The sequence below is a fragment of the Pedobacter psychrodurus genome (assembly GCF_032678585.1).
Taxonomy (GTDB): Bacteria; Bacteroidota; Bacteroidia; order Sphingobacteriales; family Sphingobacteriaceae; genus Pedobacter; species Pedobacter psychrodurus_A.
In genome coordinates this window covers 1-13,874 of sequence record NZ_JAVTSN010000061.1, presented here as the reverse complement: position 1 = coordinate 13,874, position 13,874 = coordinate 1, and the positions used below count along the sequence as shown (strand labels likewise).

Here is a 13,874-nt window from a genome sequence, read left to right as displayed (position 1 = left end):
GGAAACAAAACTCAGCACTATTGCCAATAATGGATGGTCGAACAATTCTGTTAATACCGTTATTTTTCGCAAAAATTCTCTAGTCACTTTTAAAAGCATGCAATACGCTGCTTATTACGATCATGAACAAAATGTGGTATTGGCCAAACGGAAAAATGGATCCAGCGATTGGATTACCCAAACTACAGTTTATAAGGGAGATGCTACCGATGCGCATAAATCAATTAGTATTATGGTAGATGGCGATGGCTTTCTACATATTGCCTGGGGGCAGCACAATAACAATTTAAACTATGCTAAGTCCGTTTCGGCCGGTTCGTTAACTTTAGGCAATAAACAGAACATGCTTTCGGAAAAGGAAAATAAGGTGAGTTATCCTGAATTTTACAAACTGGCCAATGGCGATTTGCTTTTCTTTTACCGTGATGGAGGATCGGGTAATGGAAACCTGATGATTAACCGTTATAGCCTGAAAACCCAAAAGTGGACAAGGGTACAAGACGGGATGATTGATGGGGAGGGAGAAAGAAATGCATATTGGCAGGTTGCAGGAGATCAGGCAGGTGCGATCCATTTATCGTGGGTTTGGCGCGAGAGTCCTGATGTGGCCAGTAACCACGATCTGTGTTATGCCAAATCTACTGATGGCGGCTTAACCTGGTTAAAATCTACGGGCGAAAAATATACGCTTCCCATTACGGCGGCCAATGCAGAATATGCACTTAAGATTCCGCAGAAAAGTGAACTCATTAACCAGACATCCATGTTTGCAGATGCCAAAGGCAATGTATTTATTGCGGGTTACTGGCATGATGTGAATGAAAGCATACCACAATATCACCTGGTTTTTAAAACTGGTGATCACTGGAAGGTGAGCAACCTTAATTTTAGAAAAACTGCTTTTAGTTTAAGTGGCACGGGTACCAAACGGATCCCGATTTCCCGTCCACAGATTGTGGTTTGGCCAAATGGAAAACATTATGCTGCAGGTTTGCTGTTTAGAGACGCCGAACGTGGCAACAAAGTATCTATTGCTTTAAATGATGCGCTTGGATCAGAAAACTGGAACATTAAAGATCTTACCGGAACAAGTACCGGCGAATGGGAACCCACTTACGATACCGAGCTGTGGAAAAGTAAAAGAATGCTGAGCCTGTTTTTGCAAAATGTTACCCAGATAGACGGTGAAGGAAAAGCCGATCAGGCACCTAGCAAAGTGCAGGTATTGGATTGGAAACCTATCATAAATAGCAAACTACCCTTAAAATGAAACATCTTTTTATAAAATATAATCTTTGTCTTTTGTTGTTTTTGTCTCTCGTTTCAGTAAAATGGGTACAGGCACAAAACAAAAAAACGGCTAAAACAGCTGAAGGAAATGCAGCGTATTTATTTACTTATTTTACCGGAAATGCTAAAGCAGAAGAAGCCATCCATTTTGCGGTGAGCAAGGATGGTTATCATTATAAAGCCTTAAATAACAACAGGCCAATTATTTCTTCTGAAAAGATCAGCAGTACCGGTGGTATACGCGATCCACATATTTTGCGTGGCGATGATGGCAAAACTTTTTATATGGTGGCTACTGATATGGTTTCGGCAAATGGTTGGGATTCGAACAGGGCCATGGTATTGATGAAATCAACTGATCTCATCCACTGGACATCTGCTGTGGTGAATATTCAGAAACGTTTCCCAAATAACGAAAATCTGTTACGTGTTTGGGCCCCGCAAACCATTTACGATAAAACCACAAAGAAATATATGGTTTACTGGTCGATGAAACACGGCAATGCGCCCGATAAAATCTATTATGCATATGCCAACGCCGATTTCACCGATCTCGAAACTACACCCAAACAACTCTTTTTTAGCCCTGGCAATGGCTCTTGCATTGATGGCGATATCATTTACAATAAGGGAAAATACAACCTGTTTTTTAAAACAGAAGGAAACGGCAACGGCATTAAAAAAGCAGTTTCCAATACACTAACGGCAGGTTACGTGTTGCAGGATAAATATCTGCAACAAACTAAAGATGCGGTAGAAGGGGCTGGCGTTTTTAAATTGAACAATGGCACCGGATATATCCTGATGTATGATGTATATATGAAAGGCCGCTACCAGTTTACCAAAAGTAAAGACCTGGAGAATTTTAGTGTAGTGGATCAGGATATTACGATGGATTTTCACCCGCGGCATGGAACAGTGCTACCGGTTAAACAAGAGGAGTTAAACCGTTTGTTGAGCCGATGGTACAGTGTTGAATCTGTTTTACAAAACCCGCTGAATAAATCGATCAATCAAAATAATATTGTTCTAGACAGTGTAAACCGGAAACTTAATCTACCGGTTAGTTATGGAACCGATTTAAAGGCTTTCGATCCGCAGTTTGATCAGTTTAACCAAATCAGTATTGTACCAAAAGGAAAATTAGATTTTTCTAAAGGCCCGCTGAAAATTAAAGTGGGTATTCCCAACCAACAGCCTAAAACTTATGAAATAAGCGTTTCCGTAGCCAATAATCCCGTTTTAAAAGGCTTTTATGCTGATCCGGAAGTTTTGTATTCCAACAAAACAGGTAAATATTATATCTATCCTACCAGCGATGGTTTTAACAATTGGAGTGGTACTTATTTTAAATGTTTCTCCTCAACCGATCTGGTAAACTGGAAAGATGAAGGAAAGATATTAGATCTTGAAAAAGACGTTTCATGGGCGAAAAAGAATGCCTGGGCACCCACCATTATCGAAAAAAAGGTGAATGGAGCGTACAAATATTTCTATTATTTCACCGCCGCGCAGAAAATAGGGGTTGCGCTTGCTGATGATCCTGCCGGTCCGTTTACAGATAGTGGCAAAGCTTTAATTTCGGGCAAACCAAAAGGAATAAAAGGTGGACAGGAGATTGATCCGGATGTGTTTAACGACCCTAAAACCAATAAAACTTATCTCTACTGGGGCAATGGTTATATGGCGGTTGCACCGTTAAATGATGATATGGTGTCGATAGATAGCAGTGCCATTAAAATCATTACACCAAACAAGGATTTTAGGGAAGGTACCGAAGTTTTTTATCGAAATGGGAAGTATTACTTTTTATGGTCGGAAGATGATACCCGGAGCGAAAATTATCGGGTGCGTTATGGTTTTTCTGATTCACCGATGGGCAACATAACCATTCCTGAAAATAATCTTATCCTGGCGAAAGATGCTGCGCAGGGCATTTACGGAACAGGGCACAACAGTGTGATTAAAGTTAATGGGAAAGACGAATGGTATATGGTTTATCATCGGTTTACCCGACCAAAAGGTATTTCAATGGGGGATGCAGCAGGTTATAATCGCGAAGTATGCATCGATAAAATGGAATTCAATGCCGATGGAAGCATTAAACCCGTAATACCAACCGTTAAGGGCATTAAACCAATACACTAATGAATTTAAAATTATATAAAACGCTTTTCTTGCTGTTGTTTTTAGGCAACACGGTAGTAAATGCCCAAATTTCACCTTCAAAAGATGAGGTATTGGAAATGATTAACCGTGCAAATAGCTATTGGCAAAACAACAATACCCCCGAAGTACGTGCTTTTTGGGACCATGCGGCGTACCATACCGGAAATATGGAAGCTTATGCCATCACCAAAAATGAGGTTTACCGCAAATATTCAGAAGATTGGGCGGAGTATAATAAATGGATGGGGGCAAAATCTGGCGATAAATCCAATTGGAAATATAAATATGGCGAAACAGATGAACATGTACTGTTTGGCGATTGGCAGATTTGCTTTCAAACCTATATCGATCTATATCATTTAAAACCTGAAGAATATAAAATTGCAAGGGCTAAAGAGGTGATGCAGTACGAAATGAGTACCCCAAATAATGATTACTGGTGGTGGGCCGATGGTTTATATATGGTAATGCCGGTAATGACCAAACTGTATAAGGTAACAGGCGATCAAAAATACCTCGACAAACTGTACGAATATTTTATGTACGCCAACAGTATCATGTACGATAAAAAGGAAAAGCTTTATTACCGCGATGCCAAATATGTTTATCCAAAACACAAAAGTGTTAACGGCAAAAAAGATTTTTGGGCCCGGGGCGATGGATGGGTATTTGCAGGGCTGGCGAAAGTATTAAAAGACCTTCCTGTCAATGATCCACACCGGAACGAATACCTAAATAAATACCTAAAAATGGCGAAGGCAATTGTTAGATGCCAGCAACCAGAGGGATACTGGACGAGGAGTATCCTTGATCCGCAACATGCACCAGGACCTGAAACCAGTGGAACAGCCTTTTTTACTTATGGTTTGCTTTGGGGGATCAACAATGGTTATTTAAAAGAAAAAACATACTTGCCAGCTGCGCAAAAAGCATGGGGCTATTTAGCCAAAACGGCATTACAAGCCAATGGGAAACTGGGTTATGTGCAACCGATAGGAGAGAAAGCCATTCCTGGTCAGGTGGTTGATGTAAATTCTACAGCGAATTTTGGTGTAGGTGCCTTTTTACTGGCCGGATGCGAAATGTACCGTCGTTTATCAAACAAGAATTAAATTTTACACGAAAAAATGAGACTTAAAAATATTTTGATTGCTGGTATATTGATCATTCTGATTGGTGGTTCTGTTTTTGCGCAAAAAAAGATTAAAAACACTAAAAATGTGGTATTAACCGATCGCCAGTTTTGGTTACAGCAGATGGATAAGATGGTTAAGCCGGTGCTGTACAAATTGGCCAAGGATAGTTTGCGCATTGCGATGCCGAAAATTACCTCTATCCACATTGACAATAAAGAACACCGGATTAAAGTGCAATATGTAGAGGTTTTAGGAAGGGTTTTAAGTGGTATTGCGCCGTGGTTACAGTTAGAAGGTGGTTCGGCAGAGGAAGTAGCCCTAAGGAAACAGTATCGCGAATGGGCGATTCAAGGACTAAAAAATGCCCTGGATTCTAATGCTAAAGATTTTATGAATTTTGATATCGGCGGGCAACAATTGGTTGATGCTTCTTATGTAGCACTTGCATTGGTTCGTGCGCCATGGTTGTGGGAAAACCTGGATAAGAAAAATCAACAACTGCTGATGCAATCTATTGTGACGACGAGGAGATTCAAACCTGTCTTTTCGAATTGGCTACTGTTCTCAGCCATGAACGAAGCCTTTTTGGCTAAATTTGGTTACAGCTGGGATCCGATGCGTGTTGATTATGCCCTGCAGCAAATGGAACAGTGGTATACGGGGGATGGTATGTATACTGATGGAACATCTTTCGCCTTCGATTATTACAACAGTTATGTGATCCATCCTTATCTGGCAACGCTTGCCGATATTATCGGCGCCAAAACGAGCAGTTATAAAGAAATGTTCGAGAAAATTAAAAAAAGAAATGAGCGTTATGCCATCATTCAGGAAAGATTGATCAATGCCGATGGTACTTACCCTGCCACGGGCCGCTCTATTATTTATCGCGGTGCTGCCTTTCACCATTTAGCCGATATGGCCTGGAGGAAAGCGCTACCAAAACAATTAAGTCCGGCCCAGGTACGCTGTGCTTTAACCGCCGTGATCAAAAAAACTTTAGAGAGCCCAACTACCTACAAAAATGGCTGGTTAACCATTGGTTTATATGGCGATCAACCCAATCTTGGCGATTTTTACAATAACCAGGGCAGTCCGTATATCGCTTCCAATATCTTTTTGCCTTTGGGATTATCGGAAACTGATCCTTTTTGGGCCAGTCCGGCAGAGAAATGGAGTGCGCAAAAGATCTGGAGCGGCGAAAACTTTGAAAACGATCATAGTGCAAGTTTAAAATAAATTAAAATGCAGATCGCTGTATAAATAAGAATAGTTGGTTAAATTACCGTCTTTATAACGTTAAAAATTATTGATTAAAATCATGAACAATAGAATCAGTTTTATATTAGGATTTATCGTCTTCAGTTTACTGCTGAATAGGTATGTTTCCGCACAGCAGGCTTATACTTCTTTTACGCCGGGAAAAATTTGGAAGGATGATAAAGGTGTTCACATTAATGCACATGGTGGCGGTATTGTAGAGCATAAAGGAATTTATTACTGGTTTGGAGAACATAAAATCGAAGGTGAAAAGGGAAATAGCGCCCAGGTTGGTGTACATTGTTATTCATCGAAAGATTTATACAACTGGAAAGATGAAGGCATTGCACTTCCGGTTTCTGAAGACCTGAAAAGTGATATTGCGAAGGGGTCGATCTTAGAGCGCCCGAAAGTGGTTTACAACAAGAAAACCAAAAAGTTTGTCATGTGGTTTCACCTGGAGCTTTTGGGTAAAGGTTATGCAGCAGCAAGATCAGGTGTTGCGGTAGCCGATCGTCCTACAGGTCCATATACTTTTATCAAAAGTTATCGCCCAAATGCCGGTAAAATGCCTTTTTATACCTCTGGAACACCGGAGCAGGATCAGGTGAACTGCGAAAAGCCAGCAAATAAAAGTGATGGTTTTTTCTGCCGGGATTTAGCCGGTGGCCAAATGGCAAGGGATATGACCGTTTTTGTTGATGACGACGGCAAGGCCTATCATGTATTTTCTTCGGAAGAAAATTTCACACTGCATTTGGCAGAGCTTACACCAGATTATTTAAGCCATACCGGGAAATTCATCAGGATTTACGTTGGGCAACAAACAGAAGCGCCAGCTTTATTTAAAAAAGACGGAGTTTATTACATGATTGGCTCAGGCTGTACCGGCTGGGCGCCAAACCCTGCAAGATGGTTTAAAGCAACTTCTATTTGGGGTCCTTGGACTTACATGGGTAATCCCTGCCAGGGAGATGGTGCTCAGTTAACCTACGGCGGTCAGAGTACACATGTATTGCCTGCACCCGGTAAAAAAGGCCAATTCATTTTTATGGCCGATAAATGGGAACCCAAAAATGCCATTGATGGTCGCTATTTATGGTTGCCGATCAAATTTGAAGACGATAAAATTTCGATAAACTGGTTAGATCAATGGGATCTGAGCGTGTTTAAAAAGTAGAGAAAAAACACCGATTTTATATAAACCCAGATGATGGATTGCACAGAAATGCGCAAATGGGATCCTTTTTGCCTAAAAAATCCCAATCATCTCAAAAAAAAGTTAAAAATGAAAACAAGATTAGTATGGCTGGCGGCGATATGTTTATCCTTATCCGCTTTTGGTCAGCAGGCCAAACACAGTTTTAAATTAGGAGATGATCATTTTCTATTGGACGAAAAGCCTTTTCAGATCATCTCTGGAGAACTGCATTATCCAAGGGTGCCAAAAGAAGCCTGGCGGGCCCGTATGAAAATGGCAAAGGCCATGGGCCTCAATACCATCGGTACCTATGTTTTCTGGAACCTGCACGAGCCACAGAAGGGAAAATTCGATTTCTCTGGCAACAACAACATCGCTGAGTTCGTTAAAATCGCACAACAGGAAGGTCTTTGGGTAATTTTAAGACCAAGTCCATATGTATGTGCCGAATGGGAGTTTGGTGGTTATCCATACTGGCTACAGACCGAAAAAGGGCTTGTGGTAAGAAGTACAGAAAAACAATATCTCGAAGAGTACAGAAAATATATTCTGGAGGTAGGTAAACAATTGGCGCCTCTGCAGATTAACCACGGCGGTAACATCATCATGGTACAAGTAGAGAACGAATACGGTTCTTATGCCGCAGATAAAAACTACTTAGATATTAATAGGAAGATGTTTATCGAAGCTGGTTTTGATGGATTGCTTTATACCTGCGATCCTGCGGCAGATGTAAAGGACGGACATTTAGATGGATTATTACCTGCCGTAAATGGAATCGATAATCCGGCAAAAATCAGACAGCTGGTAAACGAGAACCACAATGGTAAAGGACCCTATTTTATTGCCGAATGGTATCCTGCCTGGTTCGATTGGTGGGGAACAGCGCATCATACTGTTCCGGCGGTGCAATACACCAAAAAGTTAGATTCGGTTTTAGCTGCGGGAATATCCATTAATATGTATATGTTCCATGGTGGTACTACCCGCGATTTTATGAACGGAGCCAATTACAAGGACATTTCGCCCTACGAACCTCAAACGAGTAGCTACGATTATGACGCGCCCTTAAATGAAGCGGGTAATGTAACCGAAAAATTTAAGGCTTTTAGAAGTGTAATCGAAAAACATTTACCTGCAGGACAAAGTTTACCGCCAATTCCAGCAGCTAAACCAAGTATCGCGATTGCACCTTTTAAACTGAACAGTAAGGTCGCTTTGTTTAACGCACTTCCAAAAGCGGTCAAAAATACCAATCCATTAACCTTCGAAGACCTTAAACAGAATTATGGTTATGTACTCTACCGTACTACTCTAAAAGGTGGCAAAAAAGGCGAACTGCAACTGAAACAACTGCGCGATTATGCGTTGGTTTTTATCAACCAGAAAAGAGCTGGCATTTTAGACCGCAGGCTTAACCAGAACAGCTTAACGTTAGATCTTCCTGCTGGTGATGTACAGCTTGATATTTTCGTTGAAAATATGGGCAGGGTAAACTTTGGTAAGTATTTGCTGGAAAATAAAAAGGGCATTACCGAACAGGTAACTTTTGCAGGCGCAGAAGTTAAAAACTGGCTGATGTATGGTTTCCCTTTTAGCAGCGATCGCATGGCCATTACCACTCCATCAAAGGCGAAAGGAAACGGACCGACTTTACAGAAAGGTTCTTTCCAGATTTCTACTGCTGCCGATACCTATTTAGATATGAGCGATTGGGGAAAAGGAGTGGTTTGGGTTAACGGCCACAACTTAGGGAAGTATTGGGCAATTGGTCCGCAACAAACCTTATATGTTCCTCAAGAATGGTTAAAAAAAGGAAAGAATGATATTACTGTTTTAGAACTGATCAAACCTGATCAGCATATTTTAAAGGCGATCGGTCAACCGATCTTAAATACCCTCAAAAAATTAAACGTCAATTAAACGTTTAAAAAATTGAAAAATAGGGGTTAAAGCTCAAAATTTAACAAATAGTAACAATTTAACCCCTATTTATTACCGTATTACCCCTCACTCCATCGGGTTTTTAAGTGGTTACTTTGTTGTAATCAATCCATCCTTATTCATGTATAATTTACACATCCGATCAGATTAATATTTAGCAGATATTTTTCTACATACCATTGAACTTCATCAAAGATTCAATAATTAACTAACCAAATAATCTTAAAAATGAAAAGAAAACTACTAGTCACATCTAAGTGTGCGGTAATATTTTTGTTTGCTTTAATCTTATCTTTAGGTAAATCAAACGATGCCATTGCGCAAACAAATGCTCAAATCTCCATTTCAGGAAAAGTAAAAGACAGCCAGGGTAATCCCATTCCAGGCGCTTCCATTAGTGTTAAGGGAACTACGCAAGTTGTAGCCAGCGATAACAATGGGAATTTTAAAATATCAGTCCAAAAGGGAGAAAGTTTAGTCGTTACTTTTATTGGATATGTAACCAGTACTGTATTAATAAGTAACCAAACCCAACTCACGATTACGCTTGCTGATGATAAGGGCAAAAACTTAGAAGATGTAGTGGTAGTGGGTTATGGTACGCAAAAACGTTCTGATATTACCGGGGCTGTGGCCTCTGTTCCGAAAGAACGTTTGTCGCAACTTCCGGTTACCAATGTTTTACAAGCTATTCAAGGTGCTGTAGCCGGGGTAAATATTACCAGTGGCTCATCGGTTCCTGGCAGCCAGCCAACAGCATCTATCCGCGGTCAAAATTCGATCACAGCTGGTACAGGTCCGTTTGTGGTGGTTGATGGTGTACCATTGAGTAAAACAGGCGGTTCATTGAACGATATCAACCCTAATGATATTGCCTCAGTAGAGATTTTAAAAGACGCGTCATCAACAGCTATTTATGGCACTAATGGTTCTAATGGCGTAATACTCGTTACTACTAAAAGAGGAAACACAGGTAAACCCACCATCAGGTATAATGCTTATGCGGGAGTAGAAAACATTGCACATATTTTAGAACCAAGAACGGGTGCTGAGTATCTTCAAAAATATGCCGATTATTTAAAACAGATCAATCAGCCTCAAAATAGTCCTGTTCCGAACTTTGGCGAACTCGTTAATTACAATGCGGGCGTAACCACCGATTGGGTAAAAGAAGTTACACAAACAGGAGTGATGCAAGATCACAACCTCAGTATTTCAGGAGGTAGCCAGGATGTTAAATATTTTATCTCCGGAGGTTACTTAGATCAAAAAGGCCCGATAAAAGGTTATCAATACAACAGGACAAGTTTGAGGTCTAATTTGGATGTTAACATTACCGATTATTTAACAGTAGGTACATCATTGTTTTTTACCGGTAACAATTACGACGGGGGAAGGGCAAATTTACTTTTTGCTACAGCTATGAGTCCTTATGCACCTGTTTACAACGATAAGGGGGAATATAAAATTTATCCGATGGATCCTGAACAGTTGTACACCAATCCTTTATTAGGTTTAGTAACTGATCGCATTAGCAGAAGTACCAACCTTGCCGGAAACGGTTATGCTGAAGTTAAGTTTTCGGGTGTTTTAAAAGGATTAAAATACCGTTTAAATGGTGGTTATACTTTCTTTCCCGAAAATACAGCAGGTTATACCGGTAGAAAGGCCAATGATATGTTGGGTACTGCCAGAACTTTTTATGCGCAAACCAATAGCTATACCATCGAAAATCTGCTAACCTATACCAAAGATATTCAAAAGCACCATTTCGATTTTACGGGTTTATACAGTGCCCAACAAAGAAAATATACCAATACCACCGCAGGTGCTGTGGGATTTGTGAATGATGAACTTTCTTACAATAAATTAAGTGCGGGAGCAACACAAACCAGCGATTCGTATGCCGACCAATATCGCTTAAATTCGCAAATGGTGAGGGTTAACTATTCTTACGATAGCCGTTATTTATTTACCGCAACCGCACGGCGGGATGGTTCTTCTGTATTTGGTGCCAATACAACCAAATATGGAATTTTTCCTTCTGTAGCAGCAGGATGGAACATTAATAAAGAAAACTTCATGAAAAATGTTTCATTCGTAAACAACCTGAAGTTAAGAGGTTCTTACGGTAAAACAGGTAACGAGGCCGTTAGTGTTTATCAAACCATTACTACAGAAGGTGCATTACGTTCGCCTTTTAATGGTTTAAGCACAATCGGCGTTGCTCCAAGTAATTTAGGAAACGCCAACCTGCACTGGGAAAGTACAACAACAGCCAACTTAGGCGTCGATTTCTCCTTATTTGGCGATCGTGTTAATGGTACAGTGGATGTGTATAGTGGTAAAACCAGAGATTTATTGTTAAACAGAAGTTTGCCAATTATTACAGGTTATTCGAAAATCCTGGATAATCTTGGTAAAGTAGAAAATAAAGGTATTGAGTTTACCATTAACACTAAAAACATTGCCAAAGGAGATTTCAGATGGGAAACTTCTGCCAATTTTAGTGCGAACAAAAATAAGATCGTTGATCTGTATGGCGATGGGAAAGATGACTTAGGCAATAGATGGTTTATCGGTCAGCCGATCAATGTAGTTTACGATTACAGAATGACAGGTATTTGGCAAACCGGAGAAGATGCCTCAAAACAAGATCCCGGAGCCAAAGCTGGTGATTTAAAATTTGCTGATCTTAACGGCGATGGTGTAATTACTGCAGATAAAGACCGCGAAATTATCGGTCAGCGCGCTCCAAAATGGACCGGTGGCTTAACCAATACCTTTCACTATAAAAACTGGAATCTGAGTGTGTTTATCCAAACTGCACAGGGCATTACCAGAAACAATAACGATTTAAATTACGGTGATGAAACGGGTAGAAGAAATACACCTGCAGAAATTGGTTATTGGACGGCAAGTAACCCAAGTACAACACGGCCGGCATTATCTTACAACAATACGAGAGGGTACGGATATGCATCAGATGCAAGTTATACCCGCATAAAAGATGTAACCGTAAGTTATGTTTTCTCTCCAAAAATTATGGAAAAATTACACCTGGGCAGTTTAACGCTTTATGCCAGTGGCAGAAACCTGTACACCTTTACCGATTGGATAGGATGGGATCCTGAAAATGATTACGCTCCCCGCGGATCGGGTGAATGGGCCAATAATTATCCTTTAACACGCTCTTTTGTGTTTGGAGCAAATATTTCTTTAAAATAATTATCTCTAAAAAAAAGATCATGAAAAATTTAAAATATATACTGTTTTCTTTTCTTGCAGTTGCGTTGATGTTTTATTCTTCCTGCAAGAAAGCTTTCTTGGATGAAAAACCTTATTCGAGTTATACTCCGATTACCTTAAATGATTCGCTGGGTTTTGAAGCCTCATTGATAGGTCTTTATAACCATGTAAGTACCATTTATTCATACGCCGATCAGCAGGGCTGGCCAAGTGTTTGGCAAGTAGGTACCGATGTGGCCAATGCAACAACAAACCAGCAGGGCGTTGAAGTTCCTTATTATGATTATACACAATTAACCGCTACAGATGGAGCAGCAGCTTATATGTGGAACAGGAATTATATCCTGATTAACCTTTCGAATGTAATTATAGATGGCATAGAAAATCCTGCAGTAAGCGCGATCAGCGCAAAGGGAAAAGCTACTATCGATGCTGAAGCGAAATTTTTCAGGGCTTTTGCTTATAACACCCTGGCTACACTTTACGGTAGGGTTCCTTTAATCAAAAACGCACTTACTGGTCCTAAAACCGACTTTGTCCGTGCACCCCTTACCGAAGTGAACGATTTCATCGTAAGCGATCTTCTTTTTGCCGTGGCGAATTTACCCGATATCGAAGCGGTTAAATCGAATACAAAAGGCAAAATGTACGGCAGGGCAAATAAATTTATGGCCATGCAGCTGTTGGCTGAAGTGTACTTACGGACAGGTAAAAATGACCTGGCAGAACAACAGGCTTTGGGGATTATCAACAGTGGTAAGTTTAGCTTAAACAAAGCCAGGTTTGGCATTAAGGCGAGTCTTCCAGGTGATTATTATTCAGATCTCTTTGTGTATGGCAATCAACGCCGTTCTCAAAACAATAGGGAAGTAATCTGGACACTAGAACAAGAAAACCCATCAAGCGTTGTAGGGGGTATTACCAATAACCCTCAGCAAAGAAGAGTTTGGGGTACCGGATATTACGCCATTCAGGGGATGGTCTTGGCCGATTCTTTAGGCGGTCGCGGATTATCAAGACTGCGATTGAGCAATTGGTTTTTGTACAGCTTATACAAGCCGGGCGATATCCGTAACTCTCAATACAATGTAAAACGAAGGTTTTATTATAACGACCCTGCAAATGCCAAATTTGGACAGATTATTCCATATACCGGACCTGATACTTTGTTTAAGATCAATCCTTCCATTACCAAATGGAATCAGTTCGATCCCAACGATACCTTTGGCTTTGCCATGATCAAAGATTTTATCCTGATGCGCCTGGGCGAAACTTATTTATTGCTTGCAGAAGCACAGTTTAAACAAGGGAAACTGAGTGATGCAGCAACATCCATAAATGAGCTTAGAAAAAGGGCATTTGCCGATTATCCAACCCGTGGACAGGTACAACCTGCTGATATCAACCTCAACTTTATATTAGATGAACGTGCCCGTGAATTGATCGGTGAAGAAAACAGGAGAATGACTTTAATGCGTACAGGTACATTGGTTGATCGTGCCATTAATTTAAACAGTAACGATGCTGCAAAACCATTAAAAGGCTTAACTTCTAAAAACTTACTGCTACCTATTCCATTAACAGAAATTCAATTGAATAAGGATGCACTTTTAGAACAAAATCCT

The 13,874-nt window shown here is 40.4% G+C and carries 8 protein-coding genes; all 8 read left to right on the top strand.

What is annotated here, in order from left to right:
- Positions 1-97: 97 nt before the first annotated feature.
- Positions 98-1,270, top strand: a complete 1,173-nt coding sequence (locus tag R2S57_RS27115) for a BNR repeat-containing protein (RefSeq protein ID WP_316848052.1) — start codon at positions 98-100, stop codon at positions 1,268-1,270.
- The gene (locus R2S57_RS27110; protein WP_316848051.1) at positions 1,267-3,438 is read left to right on the top strand and encodes a family 43 glycosylhydrolase; all 2,172 of its coding nucleotides are present in this window, start codon (positions 1,267-1,269) and stop codon (positions 3,436-3,438) included. The genes R2S57_RS27115 and R2S57_RS27110 overlap by 4 nt, the downstream gene beginning before the upstream one ends.
- Positions 3,438-4,571, top strand: coding sequence for a glycoside hydrolase family 88 protein (locus tag R2S57_RS27105; protein WP_316848050.1), 1,134 nt, complete (start codon positions 3,438-3,440; stop codon positions 4,569-4,571). The genes R2S57_RS27110 and R2S57_RS27105 overlap by 1 nt, the downstream gene beginning before the upstream one ends.
- Positions 4,572-4,586: 15 nt before the next feature.
- Positions 4,587-5,834 (top strand): DUF2264 domain-containing protein, encoded by a 1,248-nt coding sequence (locus R2S57_RS27100; RefSeq protein ID WP_316848049.1) that lies wholly within the window; start codon positions 4,587-4,589, stop codon positions 5,832-5,834.
- 82 nt (positions 5,835-5,916) lie between these two features.
- The gene (locus R2S57_RS27095; RefSeq protein WP_316848048.1) at positions 5,917-7,035 is read left to right on the top strand and encodes a glycoside hydrolase family 43 protein; all 1,119 of its coding nucleotides are present in this window, start codon (positions 5,917-5,919) and stop codon (positions 7,033-7,035) included.
- Positions 7,036-7,143: 108 nt separating this feature from the next.
- Positions 7,144-8,979 carry a beta-galactosidase gene (locus R2S57_RS27090; protein WP_316848047.1) on the top strand — a complete coding sequence of 612 codons (1,836 nt, stop codon included), beginning with the start codon at positions 7,144-7,146 and terminating at the stop codon, positions 8,977-8,979.
- Between the two features lie 249 nt (positions 8,980-9,228).
- A complete protein-coding gene (locus R2S57_RS27085; RefSeq protein WP_316848046.1) occupies positions 9,229-12,228 on the top strand; it encodes a TonB-dependent receptor in 3,000 nt (999 codons plus the stop codon).
- Positions 12,229-12,248: 20 nt separating this feature from the next.
- The coding region (locus tag R2S57_RS27080; protein WP_316848045.1) for a RagB/SusD family nutrient uptake outer membrane protein at positions 12,249-13,874 on the top strand (1,626 nt) is incomplete at its 3' end.